The sequence below is a fragment of the Anaerostipes caccae L1-92 genome (assembly GCF_014467075.1).
GTDB lineage: Bacteria > Bacillota > Clostridia > Lachnospirales > Lachnospiraceae > Anaerostipes > Anaerostipes caccae.
Genome location: NZ_AP023027.1, coordinates 542,194 through 560,873, shown reverse-complemented (window position 1 = coordinate 560,873; position 18,680 = coordinate 542,194). Strand labels below are relative to the sequence as shown.

Sequence of the window (18,680 nt, the reverse complement as noted above, 5' to 3'; positions counted from 1 at the left end):
TTTCTCTCATAAATATATTATAGCAAAATAAGTAAAAAATTCCATGTATTAATTTGAAATATACAGGGAACGACTTTCGCCATTCCCTGTATATTTATTTCTTTATTTCAAATTCATATTTTAACACAGCATCTTCCTTTGTTTTTTCCAGCTGACTTGTGAGCTGAGCATTTAATTCCTCGTCTTTCTTCCATTTGCTCGACTCTTTCAAGGTATACAAATATTTCTTATTTATAAATCTTACATTATATTTATATGAGTCTTTAAAAGGATTGTTCTCGGCGATATATACTATCGAATCAAGTTTTGTTTTCTTCCCCAAAGAATCTATTGCCTGATAAACAATTTTATGCTCACCTACCGAATTTAACTTTTCAATTTGCAGCGGTATTGGATCAATAACAGACACTGGTACTTTCAGGCCTTTTTTGTCATCTTCTATGTCTTCTACCTGATAGTTTTCAAATATTTCTTTAAGAATGGTCTGTGGATTGTTGTCTAGATCTTTTTGATAAAATGCAAGATTCTGTGAATGTAATTTGGGAGGATTGTTATAAGTTACACATACCGTGCCTTCTTTTTCTGCAACATTTCCAACGCTGTCTTCAGCTTGAAAAGTAACTTTGACTTCTACTGTCTCATCTTTTTCAAGCTTCATAAAATAAGTGTCCATTACATCTGTATCATTCATTCCTCCAGAAAAATTTTGGGTTTCCGGCCGGTATCCTTTCATACTTTTTGCGTAATCTAGTTTTATAATCTGTACTTTTTTTGTCAATTCTCCATCTTCTTCATCATAACAACCCTTTACAACTTTTAATAAATCATTCTTCTTTATTTTTTCATTCTCTAAAAAAGTCTTTTTATCGTTCAAAATAATATCTGGTTTACTGTCCCATTGGCCTTCCATAAAAAATATATCTTCAACATCCAATAAGCTATTTATATTATCCAAATTTTCAGATGAATTGACTTTTTTATTGCTTTCTGCAAAGTCTAATATATGATTTAATTTACCCTTTTCCCGCTCTTCTTTTAATTCTTTATATCCCACCGGTTCTAATTCCATTCTTTTGCGGGCACTGCTGATATCCTGTTTCCAGCCTACAAACTTCCCTTCTGATGACCGGAACCCGTTTTTCCTCAGCAGTATATCCTCAGATTTGTTTTGTTCCTGGCTGTCCGTCGTGCCAGCGGCACTCCGAATTCCAGGCAGATACTCCACTCTGTAATGGGGCCAAAGAGCAAAAAGAGTCGCATCCGCATTTGCCGTATAAACATTCCCCGGCTGATACCCGTCTCCTGTCCCATCTGCTTTCGTATTCCATGCCACAAACGCGCCCGACCCACTGGCAGGTGTCAGCGCCGACAGCCTTATGTCCTCCTCCCAATACTTAACTGCTGCCGTCGGCATGTTCATGACCTCCTCTTTTGAATTTTTATCATAGCGAATCTGATATGCCTGACTCAGAACAATGCTGAATGGAGCACAGCCAGAAGATGATTTCTTTAAATTTCCCGGTCTCATGACATATCCGCTGCCTGCATACACAAATCTTCCGCCCGCAGACTGATTATTCAGCAATGCCTCTCCTGTCTTGTAATTACCGTCCGCAGAATTTGATACATTCCCTTTTACTACCGCATAGCCGTTTCGTATATTGGCAGTATCCAGAGAAATTTTGGCCTTCAATGAATTGCTGTTGGAAAAGTATCGGTTGGAAGCCGTAACAAACCGGTCCTTTGCAAGATAAATTTCCTGTTGTATCTCCGTATTTCCTTCTATTGAAAACAGACTTCCTTGATGAAAAATACCCCGTTGTGTACCATTTTTGCAATGATTGTTCAAGATATGGGCGTTGTTGTTCAGAACCGTAATATTTCTGTTATAAATACCTGAGCCATTTCCGGACGCACTGTTTCCCTGGATGTTTACTGCCTGATTCGCCTGAAACGTTGTAAAAGTACCGCTGGCTATGTAAACAGCTCCTCCGTCTCCGGAGGATTGATTTCCAGTAAAGCTGCTCCCGTTTGCCTTGCAGGTGCCGTCAATGTAAATACCCCCGCCTCCCGCCTTTGCGGTGTTTCCGCTGACATTGCCGCTGCTTAAATTACATGTGCCGGATGAACTTACTGAGATACCTCCGCCCTTCCCGGAAGCGCTGTTAGAACTTACCGATGCGTTTGAAAGTGAGACTGTTCCGTCTATCTGAAGTCCCCCACCATTGGCAGAGGCGGAATTGCCTTTGATACTTCCTCCGCTTACAGAACCTCCGGCAGTTTTTAAAATGGCTCCTCCCCCGTATGTGGCGGCTGTATTGGCAGATATCTCTCCTCCGGTCATAGAAAGTTTTCCCTTTGCATAGATTCCGCCCCCGGAATTGCCGGAATGATTATTTCTTACAGTTCCTCCACTCATGCGGAATTCTGCCTCGTGATAGATGCCTGCGCCATATTTTGCCGAGTTATCATACATAGTTCCTCCGCTTAAAGAGCCTTTCACAGAATCCGCACAGTAAAAACCTCCTCCATAACCTTTGCTTTCATTTCCGTGAATCACGGCTCCCATCTTTAGTTCCAAAGCGGCGCCCTTTTTATAACTGCCGTTTGACAGACAGATGCCTGCTCCGTTTCCGGTGCTGTGATTTCCATTAATGCTGCAGTCTTGGATGGCTCCGTTTGAACCGTTGTTCAAACATATGGCTCCGCCTGCATCGGCCTGATTGTTTTTTAATACCACACCCGTGGTGGTTACCTGCTGATATCCATCTTTTCCATTCACAATCCATGCAGCGGATCTCCTGTACTTCCAGACGCCCAAGTCACCTTTTGTAGAGCTTACTTTTCCATCCGTTTCGATCGCTCCCTGCACTTTAACCGCTCCTCCGAGAGCATCCTTCTTTTGGTTGGACGCTGCACAGTCTGAAATCGCACCTCCGTACAGTCTCAGGGTTCCATAGTTCATAATGCCTCCGCCATGAATCGCCTGACAGTGTTCTATTGATCCCGCAAACATGTAAAAAGAAGAACCATTGCCGACCAGGACACCTCCTCCGTGAGAAGATTTCGGTGAACCGGAAGATACGTCTTTGCTGCTCTTTGCCCGGCAGTTGTCGATCCTGCCGCCAAACATATAACAGGATGTACCGGAATTCAGTGCAATTCCTGCCCCTCCCGCAAAGTCCGCCAAAAAATATCCGTCTATGATACGGCTGTATTTATTTAGATACAGGTGCCCTGATGTAACTTCTATCAAAGGAGCTGACGCAGCGATATTTTTTCCGTTGATGTACAGATTATTTTTTGCTCTTCCATCTCCGTCATAAGCCCCTAATGTGAGTGATCCTCCATTTACTTCCAACATGACATCTTTATATCCTGCAGTCCTGTTGAGATTATGTCCGCTCTCACCGTCCGCGTAAATCTTCACATGCCGGCCGTTCGTCCTGATCACTGATGTCACATTAAAACCCTTGTCCACACGGACGGCTATTTTCTCACCTTTCTTTACGGAAGCCACAGCATCTTTCAAAGCTTTCAAAGAACTCACGGCTTTAAAGTTGGAATATCCGTCTGAAACAGCTTTTGCCGCCGCTTTTTTCTGTACCTGGACTGACTGCCGGGATACTTCTGCTGAGTTTGCTGGAACCCTATCTTTCTTGAGAAAGCCAAGTTCTTTATAGAAATCATCCACTGCGCTCTCAATTTCCAGTTTCCCGTCCTTCACCAGTTTCAGGGCGTTGTAAAATTCCAAATAATGATCCTTTTTTCCTGAAACCAGCTGTTTTATATATTGCTCTGAAGAATGATAATCTGTTCCCTCAATCTGATTTATACACTCTATGACGATCTCATCATCCGGCTTCTCCTGATTTCCCTTCTTCAGTATCAAAAAATAAGGCTGCAGCCGGTCAAAAAATTGTTCCAGCTCCTCCTTTGAACGTTCGCTTTTTATAAGTTCCCTTGTAATCTGACAGTTTGTCACTTCCAAAAACACAGACTGCTGCTGCGGACTTAACCCGTCATAAAATTTATTCTGTTCTTCTTGAGTCCCGGAGGTGAATACATCGATGTATCCACCCTCAAGCAGTTTTCCCATAAAGCTCGTCTCTGTGCCGGCCTGAACGACCGAAGCCACTGTGCCTGTGCCCTGTTCTGATCCCGATATCGCAGCTGCCGTCAGCAGGCTTGCTGCAATCACACCGGAAATGATTCTTTTTCCCCATTTTTTCATTCTGACATGCCCCCTTATGCTTCTTCCTGAAACTGTTCCAGCACTGCTGTTTTTCTGACCTCGATCGTTTTTTTCTTTCCGTCTGAAGTAAGGAAGGTCTCACGGACATTGACGTCCAGCAGGCCGTGGATATGGTCGGCTCCGATAATCTCCACTTCTATGTCGGCATCTGATGTAATCTGTGTCTTTAAATCCCGGACAAATATCTCTGCCATCTGCTCTCTGGATTCATACTGTTCCTCCTTCATATTGTCCAAAGTCTGTTCAACCGCATTGGAGACATCCATCGTAAGTTCTGTTTTTCTGGTTGTGAGGCCTGCAATATTTTGTGTTATAAACACAGAGTAGATTAAGATGACAAGTAAAATAATTCCTGTGACTGCCCCTTTCATAATGGCTCCTCCTCTGCTTTATGCCCCGCCGTGTCATCCCAGCAGAATAAACGAGCTGTTTGCACCTGACTTCTCAAAAAATGTTGAAATGGTATCCGTCAGCGCTTTTTGAAACTGCGTCACAAAAGTACCTTTGGCAAAAACACATAAAGCCAGCACTACGATCACCGCTACAATAATCAATCCGTAATCTTCTAAAAAACTTTTCATAAATAACTCCTTTCAGTCATTCTTCATCCTCTGTTACACTGTTCGCATAGCTTCTGATCTGACAAACCTTTTCTATCCGCAGCAGAGGTACATATAATTTATACTTCAATGTTACAAGAGAGCGGGCCCTGTTCTCATCAGCCTGTTCCTTTAATACATCCAAAGAAACATACCCGTCCTCCTTTGCCTCCTTCCGGCACTGCTCCACCACTGCTTTTGAAAAACCTGCCGCATCCATCTTATGGACTGCGGCCGACTGGTACTGCTTTGCGTTGGAGACCACCTTCGTATTGGCACAATAAACGACATTTAAAAACATTCCTGCGGCTATAATAAAACAGCATACAAATGTCTCTACAGCCAGCTTCATTTTTTATCCTCCTCATAATGCATACCCTTCAATCTCCTGCCGGCTGGCAATTCCCAGCAGTTTTATCCTCAGATGATAAGCCAGCACTACTTTATACTTTGGCTTATCATCATAAAAGCCGTCATTTTTTATGGAAAGACTGTATCCTTTTTCAGACGCCTCTTTTTCACACTCTTTAATAGTCAAAGGGTCAAAACCACTGGCCTCAATTCTCCCTATCATATCCTCATGAACAGCTCTCGCTCCGGCCTCCTCCAGTGCCGCTCCGTTATATGAAGCCATTATAAAGGCACCGAGGCAGAGCAGAATCACACTGACGACTAATTCGACAGGCATCTTCATAAACATTCCCCTTTCTTCTTAATCGCCAGGCAGACGATCCATGCGGAAATAAAAGTAATACAGACGGTAAAACAAACATGATTCAGACTGATCCAAAGAATCGGTGAAAAAGACAGCATATTGCTGATCATATGTACTAAAAAAGGTGCTTTTAAGCTTTGATTTTTTTCATACACAAAACAAAAGACATTCCCCCACAGTGATGCATAGATTCCCTGGATCACCTGTCTGTGACACAGCCCAAAAATAACGCTGGAAATCAGAGACGACTTTACTTTTCCCATTGGTTTTAGTCCTTCATACAAGAATCTGCGGAATAAAAGTTCCTCGGCTGCCGGTCCAACAATCCCTGCCGCAGCTGCGTTTACTAAGATCGGGCTTTTCTCAGCCTCTTGATTCATTATAAATTTGCTGTTATGAAAAATATCAGTTAGATAAACAGAGATGTACTGCGTGAGGAAAAAGAAAGATATTGTAAATAAGATCAGCTCTCTGCGGACTATGAATCCTTTCTTTTGATCCTTTGCCAAAAAGGGGCTGCAAAGAAGGATCAGGCACAGGCCGCTGATCAGATTTGGATACAGACCGGGAATTCCGATCAGGCTGCACAGCTGTCCGCAGATTCTGTAAATTGTATAATATATAAGGAACCGCTTCACATCTTCATTCACTGTGATTTTCACCATAATTCTTTACCAGTATCTTAATTCTTCCTTCCGAAACTAACCCTATGGAGTTTTTAACCGTATATAAAAGAATGAATTCTTTATCATGACTCGTATCCAGATATTCTGACTCAAACAGAGATCTCACTTCTTTCCCTCCCTCATTCGTGACAACAAAAATCTTGATCTTTTCTGTTAAGTCACCGTCTTTTTTATCCTCTGCCTTTACAAGCTCTCTCGGATTCAGCTTTTCTTCTTTTCTAATGACAAGTCTTTTTGCCGTGCCGTCTTCCCCACGGACTCCAGACAACTTTGGTCTGCCCTGCTTTTGAAAAAATTCATTGGATGAGATATGATTGGTATCCTGTATCACGCCGTTTGCTTTCAGCTGTGAATAGACTGTATTTCGTATGAGGAAAACTGCTCCAAAAGCTGCTGCTAATAACACAATAATCCTTCCGTAATTCTCAATGGTCTGCTTCACCTCATCCTCCTAACACAATGCGCAGCTGATAGAGTCAAAAAAGGCCGTTCCAAACCGGGCAGCAGCAGATAATAGTACTCCCAGAAACGCAAGCACCGCGGTTCCCGCGATCACACACAAGATGATGCTGCCGTATTCGTCAATGATTGTCTTCATAGGTGTCACCTCCTTTCAGCTGATCAGCTGAACAAAATGAATGTAGACTGCACAAATACCAATGCCTGTAAGCAGCAAAAATAAAACCGCTCCCAGTTCCTCAAAAAAATCCTGCATATATCCTCCTGTCTATTACGGAAGCTTCGTCCAAAGCGTAAAGAAACTTCCAAAAATCAATCCCAGGTCCATGATCATCTTGAAAGTTGCCAGTATCATGGGCACAAACGTCAACGCTCCTATCCCTGCTACATCATTCTCATTTTGAAGCCATTCTGCCTTGTCCATCAATACATTATTCCGGTGAATCAAGGTATTGATCTGTGCCTCGGAATCGTCTTTCCCACAGTTGGTAAGGGAATACAGCATTCTGGAGGCAGACTGTATTTCCGGCAGATCAAACTCCGACAGAAAATTCTGATACGGCAGTATAGATTCGGGATCTTCATCAATGTTACGAAGAAGTATCTCTATCTGTTCCTTTAATACATAAGGTGCCTGATCAAGAGAATCCCTTATCGCAACATAGACATTTTCTGTCTGAAGGCTCAGTGCGATCCCCCTGAGCCAATATGGAAACTTCTGATTGATCTCTTTTAGAATTCTTCCCCCGGCATTCTTTCTCTTTAACGACGGCGTGAACCACGCTGCGGCTATCAGGGCTGTTACCGCCCCTATAATATAAAGATTCTGCCAGTCAAACCCCAGGAGTAAAACGGGAAAACTCAGTATAGTAATGATCCACGGCTGTTTTCCGTCCTTTTCCTCCCGCATTGTCTTAAAATCTTTTTTGATTTGTTCCGGATTTTCATCCAGTGTATCTTTCAGCCACGAGCCTGTGAGCAGTTTTTGTGCTCCCAGATATAACATCAGAAATAAAACCAAAAGAGAAAACGTCGTTCTCTGATAGAGCGGTCCCCTGAGCACCTTTCCAAGCATCTCATCGCTGGCCAGCATCATAACTGTGGTCCCCGCGACTGCCAGAGATGCGGTTAGAGATAGTACGATCTTAAATTTCATGCTTTTTCTCTCTTTCTGAAAGAGATATGTCCGCTCTGTCCATTCTTTCACATCGTCTAATATGATATTTAATGTACTTTGGTACTGACCGCCCAGATTTTCCACCTTGACCAGATAGTCATGCAGCATCTTCATCCGGTCACAGCGGTACTCCTGCTCGATACAGGATAGTGCGTGCCGGTATAAATCGTCCACTGCACCCGGACTGCTGATGGCTTTTTCTGCCTCATCGATAAGCTCCAGGATACGGCCTTCACAAAGCTGTTTTGTCTCCTCCAATGCCACAATGATCTTAGGCTGTTTTTTGAAAGAATACATCATTTGCTCCAAATAATTCACCACATCCCTGAATCTCTGCTGTTCATACATATATTTAAACTGCCGGATGATAATAATCGGAAAAAAACACAGATATGCCAGACCCAGGCCTATGATATAAGGTATTTGCAGATGAAAAAATTTTCCTGCTAAAAGAATTCCAAGGAAAGATAAAAGTAAAGATGCGAGATATTTTTTAAATGAATAAGAGTATCCATAGCCACGAATCTCTTTTTTTAGATTTGTATATTTGATGTACCGAAATGTTGTCAGAATTGTTCGTTTATGATGTTGTCTCATGGTTCACTCCCCTCCCATCGGAACGGATCTTTGACCAAAAATTTCTTCTTTAATTTCTCCGGAAGTTCTTTATTTATAATCCTCCGGTCCTTTAAGATCAACTGTATTGTTTTCTGTCCGGTCTTGTCCAGATAGAAACAGGCAATCTGATCAATGTAACGGCGAATTCTGCCATCCGGACTCTGTTCCTTCCGTATCAGGATCCCCAAGTCAACGAATCCATAGACGTCCCTCTCTATACGTTCCGATGCGATAGGATCATCCACCATATTTTTCATCCTCTCCGGTATCCTTCGCACATCATCTGTGTGAACGGTTGTCAGCGAATAGTGTCCCGTGGTAAGGGACTGTATTAAATGCTGTACTTCCTCGCCCCTGGCTTCCGACAGAAGAATCCACGTAGGCAGCTGTCTTAAAGATGCTTTAATGGCATCTACATAGCCAAAAGTATCTTCATTGACCTCAATGGCCACACAGTCTTTTCCCGGATTAATCTCCCGGTAATGAATCTCTAAGCTGTCCTCAATCGTGATAACTCTCTCCATGTCCGGAATAAACCTGGTCAGATATTTCAAAAGTTCTGTTTTGCCGCTGCCTACCTGACCTGCAATCACAATATTCATATGTCCCAGAATGCAGTTTTTCAGGAAATTCAGGATTTCTCTGCCGCAGTAATTCTCTTTAAAAATTTTATCTTCGCTGAGCCTTACAAGTGCCGGTGACTTTCTGATAGAAATACTCCGCCCGGTGGCACATACATCTTCATGTATAATGGAAATCCTCAGTCCATCTACTTCTGCTTCCACCAAAGGATCATATTTATTAAACGGAGCAGAGACTGCATTGGCTATTCTTGCGCTGAACTGGCTGATAAAACTTTCTGAAATCTCTGTTCCAGCAACAGTATGCCTGCCCCGCTCCAGGTCGTCAACGATCAGCTCTTTTCCGTTCCAGTTAACGTCGGTGACCATATCGTCCTGAATGAAAGGCAGCAGCGGCCCAAAATACCTGTCTTCGATTGCAAATTTCTGCATAGTTCCTCCTGATCAATGGAAATGGGGTTGTCTTGAAATAGATGTAGAAGTGATTGGCTGTATTTTGATATAAGATATCTTATTTCCATATTTTAACTTATATTTATCTTTTTGTCAATCCGTTAATTGTTTTTTTCATACAGCAAAAAAATAGTAAAAAGTAAAAAATATAGTTGACATCTCTGCCCTGATATTGTAGAATAAATTTTGTTCTCAGCAAAGAACTTCAGATAATATGCGATAGTAGTACAGTTGGTAGTACGCAACCTTGCCAAGGTTGAGGTCGCGGGTTCGAGTCCCGTCTATCGCTCTTTTTTTAATTTCAGAAAGTCTAGTGTTTGTAAAGGTTACTAGCAGTTTAAACAGCAAAGATAACTGCTGTCAAAAAGTTGGGTGGCCTTTTCGGTAAAAAATGACGATAGTTTTTTATAAAACTACCGCCATTTTTATTTTTATAAGATAATTTTTAATATTATTTATTCACAATTTTATTTTTCTGTCTATAATTCCTTTATCCAGTATACACATGTCTGCTCCATTGACTTTACCTTAGCAACCCTTGTGATACTTGTTTAGATTTATCAAAACCTGATCCAATAGAAATTCCCGGTGTACCCGTAATTGATATGGAACCCCCGGTAACTTTTATAATTCTATGAGCATAATTTGAGATAGCTTTTGTGGAATAATTTTTAAATGTTCCTTGATATAATCTAAATCTTGCATATGCTGAATATATTGTTCCCTTTGAATACTTTTGTGGAAATGTATATATAATACCTTTATTTGGTTTTTCATCTTTGGATGGTGTCTTATTAACAAATATATATCTGCTTTTAGACGGATTATAATATCTATATGTTGATTCAACCTTTTTCGTAGTTATATTTAATCCTCCTCCCCAGGCACATGCTATTCGATCTGAGGAAGCAACAAACATAGGATCAGATTTCCACTGATAATGTACTAAAATTTCATAATCAGCATTTTTTCTTTTTCCTTTTACCTTTTTACTGTTATCATATTTGACCATAGAGGTAGCCATTTTTTTTGCACTTATACTTCCAGAAGCCGAACATTTATTTTTATAATCTATATCTTTAAAACCATCTATATTTTTACTATTGTTGACTTTTACTGCGTTTTGCAACATTTTTGCATCTGTTGTAGAGCATTTATATTCCTCCGAAATCACTTCTATAGTCTTTGATTCTATTTCTTTAATTTCCTGTTTGACATTCTGAGCCTCTTCCAGAGACATCCCACTATTTTGAAGTTCCTCTATTGTTGCTTCAGAGAGTTTTCTGATTTCACCCACTTCATCTAATTCACTTAGATTATATGTTATTTCCACTGCCTGTCGATTCGTTCTCAACATTTGTTCCACTTCTTCTTGCTGATCTTGAGTAAACGTTTCTAAGCCTTTCTGTTCTTCTTCTGTTAAATTATATTTGTGTGATATACTTTGAGTAAAATTCTGATTATCTGTTTGTTTCTCGTCAGTATTTGCCCATATTATATCATTCATACTCAATACATAGATTAATAAAATTGCTGCAATAAATAACTCTTTTTTTATAATCTTTATCATAACAGTTTCTCCTTATTCTAATTTCTTTACTTCCAACCACAGTAATCTAGGTTCATAACGGAAATACTTTGTCAGAAATGGATTTTTCTTGTACATAAGACTGTATAGTAATTTCCCATCTCCATTTTTAACTCTGTCATACTCTTCCTTCATACACCTAACTTTCTCCTTTGTTGTCTTAATCTCCAAATAGTACTTTCCTTCTTGTTTCACTTTCTGAATCTCATTTGTAAAACAGGCTGTAGAAATGGTTCTTTCACTGTTACTAACTTTGTAATATAGAATACCCATTAAAATTACCAATGTTAAAATTAACCATTTACTTCTTTTCATTTTTCACCTCCTTTTCATCTTTTCTGATGCCTTATCAACGTTAAGTATATTTATATCAATCCCCTCCTTTTTTTTATTTTCTAAACTATAGGAATACTTGATAATAATATCCTTTATTTCATCATTACTTATTTTTGAATCAATACTTTTTAAAAGCGCAAATGCTCCTGATACATAAGCTGTTGCAGCTGATGTTCCGTCGACAAAAGTACGATCACCCTTCCCAATTTCCACCTCAATATTTTCGCCAGGAGCATATATATCAATTATCTTCCCATATCCCGAAGCATTATATAATTCCCCTTTACTATTTATTGCGCCAACTGATATAATATTTTTTAGCTGGTAACATGCCGGATATATTGGGTATTTATCTAAATTGACCCCTGCTTTTCCTCCTGCACAAACAAAAACTGCATCTGAATACTTTTTCATTTTTTTATAAATTGCCTTATTGTTAGCTTCAAAATCAAAGCTACAATTAAAAATTCTTGCTCCTCTATTGTATGCATAGTCTATAGCTTCCGGGATATCCTCAAGATTCCCATCTGCTCCATGCAAAATTTTAACAGGTAGTATTGTTATCCCTGGAGCCACACCAAAATATGAATCTTTCTGATGCGATCCAGCAAGAATATTTGCAATATATGTTCCATGTGCATCAGAAATATAATCATCATATACTGTATTATTTTTATGATAAAAATCCCACCCTGATATATCGTCAATATATCCATTATGATCATTATCTCGCCCGTCAAGTTTTTCATTTTTATTTTTATAGATGGATTTTTTTATATTCGGATCTGTTTTATCAATTCCTGTATCTAAAACAGCAACAATTATGTTTTTAACTCCTTTTGTTTTTTTCCATGTTTTTTGAATATTTATATCAATTCCCTGTTTGCCCTTTTTTCCATTAACAATTTGTCCAGAGTTATAAATTGCCCACTGTTTATTATAATTTTTGTTCCTTACATTTTTTTGAGAACTACAAGCCATTAAAGAAAAACACAGTGTAAATAAAAGGATAGCCTTTATATTCATCAATTTATATATCAAAACTTTTTTCATTTACAGCTCCTTTTTAATCTCCAATTTTTTGAATGGTTTTAACCATTTGGTAAAAATATTCTATCATAAACTACAAGAATAGTCAATATTATTATAATAGTTATTATTATTTATATAGTTAAAAATTAAACTATAAATATTGAAGAAGGGCTGCTCTATATGTATTTTTTTAATTATCTATTTATTGCTTTAAAGTTTTTTGCATACCTTTTTTTAATTTCTGGCCAAATGGTCAAAACTTGTTAATTTGACTGCCACCAAAAACCCAATATCCTCCGACTCATCATATAATGACAAGCCCTAAAATGTTGATCTTTCAGCCTTTTCTTTAAATAGTCATCTTTCAAAAGATTGAATGGATACTTTCCACCGCATTTGTTGTACACATGATCTTCCGTACCGCGCTCCCATATTCGTATTTTCCTCTGCATTCATTGCTCTCGTAACCTAAATAATCCTTCATTTCTTCTTTCAACATGGCTTCAAACAAAAAATAGAGTATGCAGTTCCTTTAGAACTTACACACTCTATTTTGTACTCCCTAATAAAAGGATTCTCACTTTTCTGTCCCACTGACTATGATTGCGCATACTGCCTTCTTTCCAGTTCTTTTATTATCTCACTCATAGCTGTTACTCATTTTTATGAATAATTTTATTTTGCAATACACCCAATAATGGACTCCTCTATATATGAAAAAGGTAACCGAAGGTACCTTTTTTCATATATCTTTGAAATTTAGTCAATGCTTTGTTATTCTTTCGATTCCGAGTACATTTGAAATCGCTTCCTGCAATAATCTGGAATAATTTATTCCAGCTTTATCTGCTTCTACACTCATCCAATATGGAATAGTACAATTTTTCTTTACTGCCTTATTATCTACTTTTTTCTATACTCTAAAAAATCAACGTCTACTAATGTTACAATATCTCCTGGTACAATTTCAGGACTGATCGTATTGGGCTCCGGAAGTTCTTTTCCTTCATCTTCCATATCAGTTCCTATTAATCCAATAGCGTCTCTCGCCATTTCCATTGCATCTGCAATGGTTTCTCCCTGAGTACCCGTATCAAAATCAGGGATTGATACATAGTATCCATCATCTGTCCTCTTTAAGACAATTGGGTAAGCCATTTTTTGTTTCATCATTTCCTCCTTTTATTTATACGTATCTTGTGCGTATGCTATTGATTTCCACTTCTATCATAGTGTTGGACACTTTTCAGCCATGCCTAAAAATTTTCTTATCTTTGATCATTATTTTTATGCCATATTGAGACAGTGAATTATTTTTCAGAATTGCTTGACAATTATATTCCCTCATGTTATTATAAACAAGTATTTTGATAAGATTTTGATTTTCACATATTTTTTGTAAATCATTACCACTTCTTGATGATTTACAAAAAATATGTGATTTTTTTATTTTTGCTTCAAATACAATAAAAATATTAGGAGGTACCACATGAATAACGGTACAGTAAAATGGTTTAACAGCACTAAAGGATTTGGATTTATCACAAACGAAAGCACAGGAGAAGATGTATTCGTACATTTTTCAGGAATTGCTGCAGAAGGTTTTAAATCTTTAGAAGACGGACAGAAAGTTACATTTGAGACAACTCAGGGTAACCGCGGATTACAGGCTGTCAACGTTTGTCTTGCATAATAGCTTTGATCATTCTGAAAAGATGCCCAGCACAACGCTGAGCATCTTTTTTTATTAATTTTGGAAACACTGATTTCTTTTGTTATGACATTTTGTTCTGCAGCGGTCGCGTCATACAGTTGCTGGTGTCTTCCCTGCAGAGGATTAATCTGCTCTTACAATATCAATGATCTGGTCGAAGGGCACAGCAAATCCTTCTTCATCTCTCACCATATGGAGAATATCATCTTCTTCACTGTAACGTGCAAACTCCACAAGCATGAAAGTCCCCGTCACCGTTTCATCCACAGTTGTCACCTTAACTTTGTCCCCCTGGGAGATAAAAACGTCTTCTTTTACTTCTCCGTCCTCTTTTACAATTTTCACGCCCGGCAGCAGACTTGTAATTTCCATAATACATTCCTCCATAAAAATTATTATATTAGTAAGTATTATACCCTACTGCGCCGGACGCGCCAAGTCCAAAGGGCATAAAATACAACGTGTCCGGTATTCAAAAGTCTTTGTTATCCTCCTCTGCCGCTTCCTTTTTTCTGGCCTCATCAAATATTTTTTTCATTCGTCTGTTCAGTCTCTCCGTGGGCTTATCTTCCGGTATCAATGAAGGGTCCAATGCACCTTGGCGATCATGTTCGTCTGTACTTTTACTGTCTGTTTTCCCATATCCCATGCTCTCCCTCCTTCTTATATTCTCATTTTATCACCAGCGATGCGCATCAGTTGCTGGTAATTTATGGTAATTGCATGCCGATATTCTATTTTATTCTTACATATAGTTGAATATGCAACTAATTTATGCTATATTATATTTATCTAAGATAGTATTTTGATTCATCTATGTTCAAAGTACTAATTTTTTTGGCCCAAAATAGTTGTGTATTCAACTTTATTCGAAAAAGGAGACTTTTATGAAAAAAATCAGCAGACTGATCTCTGTTATCCACCGTCACGGAATGAGATTCTTTGACTGGTCCCTGGCTGACACAGAGATCGGTCCGGGACAGCAGTTCTTTCTCGTGTGCATTTATGAAAATCCGGGAATCAGCATGCAGAAACTGGCCAGCATCGGTCATTTCGATAAGGGTACCGTCACAAAAGCCGTAAAAAAAATGGAAGATCAGGGATATCTGAGACGGGAGCCGGACGCCTGTGATAAGAGAATCCAGCACTTGTTCACAACCAGTGAGGCAAGACCTGCTCTCCAAATGATTTATGATCTGCGGGGACAGTGGAACGAAGTACTCTTAGAGAATCTTACCGAGGAAGAAGTCCAACAGGCAGAAACCCTGCTTACAAAAATTTCAGACAATGCATATTCATATATACAGAACAGGAGGTTGAAATCATTTGGAAACACAGACAAATAAGAAAGAAAATCCATTGGGATATGAACCGGTCGGAAAGCTGCTGCTCCAATTTGCAGTACCTTCCACGATCTCTGTCCTGGTAAACTCTGTCTATAATATCGTAGACCAGATTTTCATCGGGCAGGGAGTGGGTTACCTTGGAAATGCGGCCACAACGGTTACATTTCCTATCATTACGATCATCATGGCATTCGCCACTCTGCTCGGGTCCGGCGGAAGTGCTTATGCGGCAATCAAGCTGGGACAGAAAAAAGAAGAGGAAGCCGAGAAAACATTAAACAATAACTTTATGCTCTCCATTATCACTGGAATCGTGCTGGCCGTGATCGGCTTTATTTTTATGGAACCGATCCTTCGTTTATTCGGAGCAACAGAGAGTATCATGCCCTACGCAAAGGATTACGCGTCTATCATCCTGATCGGTGTTCCATTCAGTGTCATCGGACCGTGTCTCTCTAATATGGCAAGGACAGACGGCAGTCCCCGCCTTTCCATGTATGGAATCCTGATCGGGGCGGTATTGAATACCATTCTTGATCCAATTTATATTTTTATCTTTCATTGGGGTGTCAAAGGCGCGGCCATAGCAACAATTACATCACAGATCATCTCCGCACTGATCCTGTTTCTCTACTTCTGCAAACGGAGCCAGATGAGACTGCATCTAAAAGAATTAAAGCTGGATGGCTCTGTCTGCAAAAATGTGATCGCACTGGGCACTTCCTCAGGCATCACCCAGCTGGTAGCCTGCATCATGCAGGTTACGATGAATAACTCTCTCGTATATTACGGAAACAAAAGTGCCGTGGGCGGGGATGTTGCATTGAGTGCCATGGGGATCGTCATGAAGCTTGCCATGATCCTGGCATCTGTTTGTATCGGCATTGGTATCGGCTCCCAGACGATCTTCGGATTTAATTTCGGGGCAGAAAAATATCGCCGCATCAAACATCTGTTTAAAAATGCGGTGGCGGCGGCTACTGTTTCCGTACTGATCGGATGGCTGTTATGCCAGCTGTTTCCGGGATTGATCGTAAATTTATTCGGGGGAGGAAATTCCGCATTTGTGAATTTCGCTGAGAAATGTCTGAGGATTTATCTGTTCGGTATTTTCTGCGCTGGATTTCAGATCGTGGCCACAAACTATTTTCAGGCTACGGGGCAGCCTCTCAAGGCGTCTGTCCTCTCTATGCTCCGCCAGCTTCTGCTTCTGGTTCCCCTGATTTTGATCCTGCCGCTCTTTTTGGGGCTTAACGGAATCCTCTTTGCCGGACCCATCGCAGATATGTCATCGGCCGTGATCGTGGCCCTCTTTGTCGTTCCGGAGATAAAAAAACTGAATCGGCATATAAAAGAAAAAGATGAGGAAACCGAAGAAATGGAAACCAGTCCTGCATAATAGCAAGGATTTACTCACAAAAAGAACGGGTATACGCACTGTAAAATGTGTGTATACCCGTTTTTAGTTTTGCCCCTGACTGTATATAAGTCTTATCCTGAAATATGCCGTTGACCGGAATCGAACCGGTACGGGAGTATAAGTCCCGCAGGATTTTAAGTCCTGTGCGTCTGCCAGTTCCGCCACAACGGCTGATGGTGGGAGAAGGATTCGAACCTTCGAAGGCGTTGCCAACAGATTTACAGTCTGCCCCCTTTGGCCACTCGGGAATCCCACCGCGTTCCTGACAATTTAAAATTATACTGTATGAAATATGAAAATGCAAGTATTTTTTGAGAATTCCGATGAATCCCATTGTTTTTTCCGCCTTTTTCCTTTAAAATATTTCGTGGCTATACTACAAATTTAGGAGAAAAGAAAGTATGAATACAAAAAAACAAAAAAAGAAATTATCCCTGACCGTGATGATCCTGACAGCTCTATTCTTAGGTATCCTGTCCGGTCTTCTGCTTCAGGGCCATCCGAAGATCGCTGAGAATTACATTCAGCCGTTCGGGACTATTTTTCTGAATCTGATCAAAATGATCGTCGTCCCTGTGGTCCTGTTCTCTATCATCCAGGGGGTCGTCTCTCTCCAGGACATCAAAAAGGTAGGTTCCATCGGAGGAAAAACCATCTGCTTTTACATCGTTACCACCGCATTTGCGGTTACATTTGGCCTGCTGTTCGCAAATGTACTGAACGTAGGCGGCGGCTATGTAATGAACAGCTCCTCTCTGGAGGCATATGAAGGCGCTACCAAGGCTCCTTCTCTTATCGAAACCCTTGTAAATATCTTTCCGTCAAACGCAGTCGAGCCTTTAGTCAGCGCCACAATGCTCCAGGTCATTGTCATCGCACTGTTTTTCGGATTCGGCATCATCATTGCCGGTGACAAGGGAAAACCCGCGGCAGACCTTGTGGAGAGTCTTTCCGAAGTCTGCATCAACATTATGGGCCTCATCATCAACCTTTCGCCGATTGGCGTGTTCGCACTGATCACTCCGGTCGTGGCCGCAAATGGTCCGTCCGTACTGCTTCCTCTTCTGAAATTGATCGGAGTGGCCTATCTGGCCAGCATCGTGCATATGGTTGTAGTTTATTCCAGCGCGGTCAAAGGATTCAGCGGCATCAGCCCGCTCAGATTCTTTAAGGAACAGAGCCCGGCCATGCTATTTGCGTTTTCCAGTGCCAGCAGTGTGGGCACTCTGCCGTTTAACTATGAATGTACAGAAAAACTTGGTGCCAGAAAAGAGATCGCAAGCTTCGTCCTGCCGCTTGGCGCTACGATCAATATGGACGGTACCGCAATCTACCAGGGAGTCAGCGCTATTTTCATTGCCCAGATCTTCGGTGTACATCTGACATTAACCCAGCAGCTGATGGTCATTCTGACGACGACCCTGGCTTCCATAGGAACCGCCGGAGTTCCGGGGTCCGGGGTCATCATGCTTGCCATGGTGCTTCAGAGTGTCGGGCTTCCTTTAGAGGGAATCGCCCTCGTAGCCGGAGTCGACCGTATCCTCGATATGGCGAGAACCACCGTCAACATCACCGGGGATGCAGCCTGCACGATCTGCGTAGATGCCATGGAAAAACGGAAAGAAGCGCGGAGAAAACTAAACATATCCAATAACCTGTAAGTTATTTACCACTATTTCGTCACGCTTTGAAATGCGTTCC

General features: G+C 40.6%; 20 protein-coding genes and 3 tRNA genes. 5 read left to right on the top strand and 18 right to left on the bottom strand.

From position 1 onward, the window contains the following. Positions 1-94: 94 nt before the first annotated feature. From ANCC_RS02875 to ANCC_RS02830, 10 genes are all read right to left on the bottom strand, one after another. The gene (locus tag ANCC_RS02875) at positions 95-4,234 is read right to left on the bottom strand and encodes a right-handed parallel beta-helix repeat-containing protein (RefSeq protein ID WP_006567510.1); all 4,140 of its coding nucleotides are present in this window, start codon (positions 4,232-4,234) and stop codon (positions 95-97) included. A 14-nt stretch (positions 4,235-4,248) separates the two neighbouring features. Beyond that, positions 4,249-4,626, bottom strand: a complete 378-nt coding sequence (locus ANCC_RS02870; protein ID WP_006567511.1) for a hypothetical protein — start codon at positions 4,624-4,626, stop codon at positions 4,249-4,251. A gap of 33 nt (positions 4,627-4,659) precedes the next feature. Continuing rightward, positions 4,660-4,836: a hypothetical protein gene (locus ANCC_RS02865; protein ID WP_006567512.1), complete on the bottom strand. Its 177-nt coding sequence runs from the start codon at positions 4,834-4,836 to the stop codon at positions 4,660-4,662. Positions 4,837-4,852: 16 nt separating this feature from the next. Next, positions 4,853-5,206 carry a hypothetical protein gene (locus tag ANCC_RS02860; protein ID WP_006567513.1) on the bottom strand — a complete coding sequence of 118 codons (354 nt, stop codon included), beginning with the start codon at positions 5,204-5,206 and terminating at the stop codon, positions 4,853-4,855. A gap of 12 nt (positions 5,207-5,218) precedes the next feature. Continuing rightward, positions 5,219-5,548, bottom strand: coding sequence for a hypothetical protein (locus ANCC_RS02855; RefSeq protein WP_009289300.1), 330 nt, complete (start codon positions 5,546-5,548; stop codon positions 5,219-5,221). Next, positions 5,545-6,234 carry a CPBP family intramembrane glutamic endopeptidase gene (locus tag ANCC_RS02850; protein WP_006567515.1) on the bottom strand — a complete coding sequence of 230 codons (690 nt, stop codon included), beginning with the start codon at positions 6,232-6,234 and terminating at the stop codon, positions 5,545-5,547. Before ANCC_RS02850 ends, ANCC_RS02855 begins: the two co-directional genes overlap by 4 nt. Further along, positions 6,212-6,697 carry a hypothetical protein gene (locus tag ANCC_RS02845; protein ID WP_006567516.1) on the bottom strand — a complete coding sequence of 162 codons (486 nt, stop codon included), beginning with the start codon at positions 6,695-6,697 and terminating at the stop codon, positions 6,212-6,214. Before ANCC_RS02845 ends, ANCC_RS02850 begins: the two co-directional genes overlap by 23 nt. Positions 6,698-6,706: 9 nt before the next feature. Further along, positions 6,707-6,853 carry a hypothetical protein gene (locus ANCC_RS02840; protein WP_006567517.1) on the bottom strand — a complete coding sequence of 49 codons (147 nt, stop codon included), beginning with the start codon at positions 6,851-6,853 and terminating at the stop codon, positions 6,707-6,709. Between the two features lie 132 nt (positions 6,854-6,985). Next, the gene (locus ANCC_RS02835; protein ID WP_006567518.1) at positions 6,986-8,488 is read right to left on the bottom strand and encodes a hypothetical protein; all 1,503 of its coding nucleotides are present in this window, start codon (positions 8,486-8,488) and stop codon (positions 6,986-6,988) included. Then, a complete protein-coding gene (locus ANCC_RS02830) occupies positions 8,485-9,522 on the bottom strand; it encodes a CpaF/VirB11 family protein (RefSeq protein WP_006567519.1) in 1,038 nt (345 codons plus the stop codon). Before ANCC_RS02830 ends, ANCC_RS02835 begins: the two co-directional genes overlap by 4 nt. Positions 9,523-9,759: 237 nt before the next feature. Between ANCC_RS02830 and ANCC_RS02825 the strand changes: the two genes are divergently transcribed. After that, positions 9,760-9,832, top strand: a tRNA-Gly gene (locus ANCC_RS02825). 234 nt (positions 9,833-10,066) lie between these two features. On the opposite strand, the gene ANCC_RS02820 is transcribed toward ANCC_RS02825, so the two are convergent. The 4 genes from ANCC_RS02820 to ANCC_RS02805 form a co-directional block, all read right to left on the bottom strand. Then, positions 10,067-11,113 carry a hypothetical protein gene (locus tag ANCC_RS02820; protein WP_156340652.1) on the bottom strand — a complete coding sequence of 349 codons (1,047 nt, stop codon included), beginning with the start codon at positions 11,111-11,113 and terminating at the stop codon, positions 10,067-10,069. A 12-nt stretch (positions 11,114-11,125) separates the two neighbouring features. Next, entirely contained in the window at positions 11,126-11,446 is a 321-nt protein-coding gene (locus tag ANCC_RS02815) for a hypothetical protein (RefSeq protein ID WP_006567521.1), read from the bottom strand. A 3-nt stretch (positions 11,447-11,449) separates the two neighbouring features. Next, positions 11,450-12,520: a S8 family peptidase gene (locus ANCC_RS02810; protein WP_006567522.1), complete on the bottom strand. Its 1,071-nt coding sequence runs from the start codon at positions 12,518-12,520 to the stop codon at positions 11,450-11,452. A gap of 882 nt (positions 12,521-13,402) precedes the next feature. After that, entirely contained in the window at positions 13,403-13,669 is a 267-nt protein-coding gene (locus tag ANCC_RS02805) for a type II toxin-antitoxin system HicB family antitoxin (protein WP_317134554.1), read from the bottom strand. Positions 13,670-13,988: 319 nt separating this feature from the next. Here ANCC_RS02805 and ANCC_RS02800 point away from each other — a divergent pair, with 319 nt between their 5' ends. Next, on the top strand, positions 13,989-14,192 hold the full coding sequence (locus ANCC_RS02800; RefSeq protein WP_022260655.1) for a cold-shock protein: 204 nt from the start codon (positions 13,989-13,991) through the stop codon (positions 14,190-14,192). 144 nt (positions 14,193-14,336) lie between these two features. On the opposite strand, the gene ANCC_RS02795 is transcribed toward ANCC_RS02800, so the two are convergent. Then, positions 14,337-14,585, bottom strand: a complete 249-nt coding sequence (locus tag ANCC_RS02795) for a hypothetical protein (protein WP_039946720.1) — start codon at positions 14,583-14,585, stop codon at positions 14,337-14,339. A gap of 100 nt (positions 14,586-14,685) precedes the next feature. Then, positions 14,686-14,862 carry a hypothetical protein gene (locus tag ANCC_RS02790; RefSeq protein WP_006567528.1) on the bottom strand — a complete coding sequence of 59 codons (177 nt, stop codon included), beginning with the start codon at positions 14,860-14,862 and terminating at the stop codon, positions 14,686-14,688. Between the two features lie 238 nt (positions 14,863-15,100). Between ANCC_RS02790 and ANCC_RS02785 the strand changes: the two genes are divergently transcribed. After that, positions 15,101-15,559 (top strand): MarR family winged helix-turn-helix transcriptional regulator, encoded by a 459-nt coding sequence (locus ANCC_RS02785; protein WP_233458269.1) that lies wholly within the window; start codon positions 15,101-15,103, stop codon positions 15,557-15,559. Beyond that, positions 15,540-16,958, top strand: a complete 1,419-nt coding sequence (locus tag ANCC_RS02780; protein WP_006567531.1) for an MATE family efflux transporter — start codon at positions 15,540-15,542, stop codon at positions 16,956-16,958. Before ANCC_RS02785 ends, ANCC_RS02780 begins: the two co-directional genes overlap by 20 nt. 105 nt (positions 16,959-17,063) lie before the next feature. Here ANCC_RS02780 and ANCC_RS02775 read toward each other — a convergent pair. Next, positions 17,064-17,150, bottom strand: a tRNA-Leu gene (locus ANCC_RS02775). Between the two features lie 3 nt (positions 17,151-17,153). Further along, a tRNA-Tyr gene (locus ANCC_RS02770) sits at positions 17,154-17,235 on the bottom strand. A gap of 145 nt (positions 17,236-17,380) precedes the next feature. Here ANCC_RS02770 and ANCC_RS02765 point away from each other — a divergent pair. Continuing rightward, positions 17,381-18,640, top strand: a complete 1,260-nt coding sequence (locus tag ANCC_RS02765) for a dicarboxylate/amino acid:cation symporter (protein ID WP_006567532.1) — start codon at positions 17,381-17,383, stop codon at positions 18,638-18,640. The last annotated feature ends 40 nt before the right edge of the window (positions 18,641-18,680 follow it).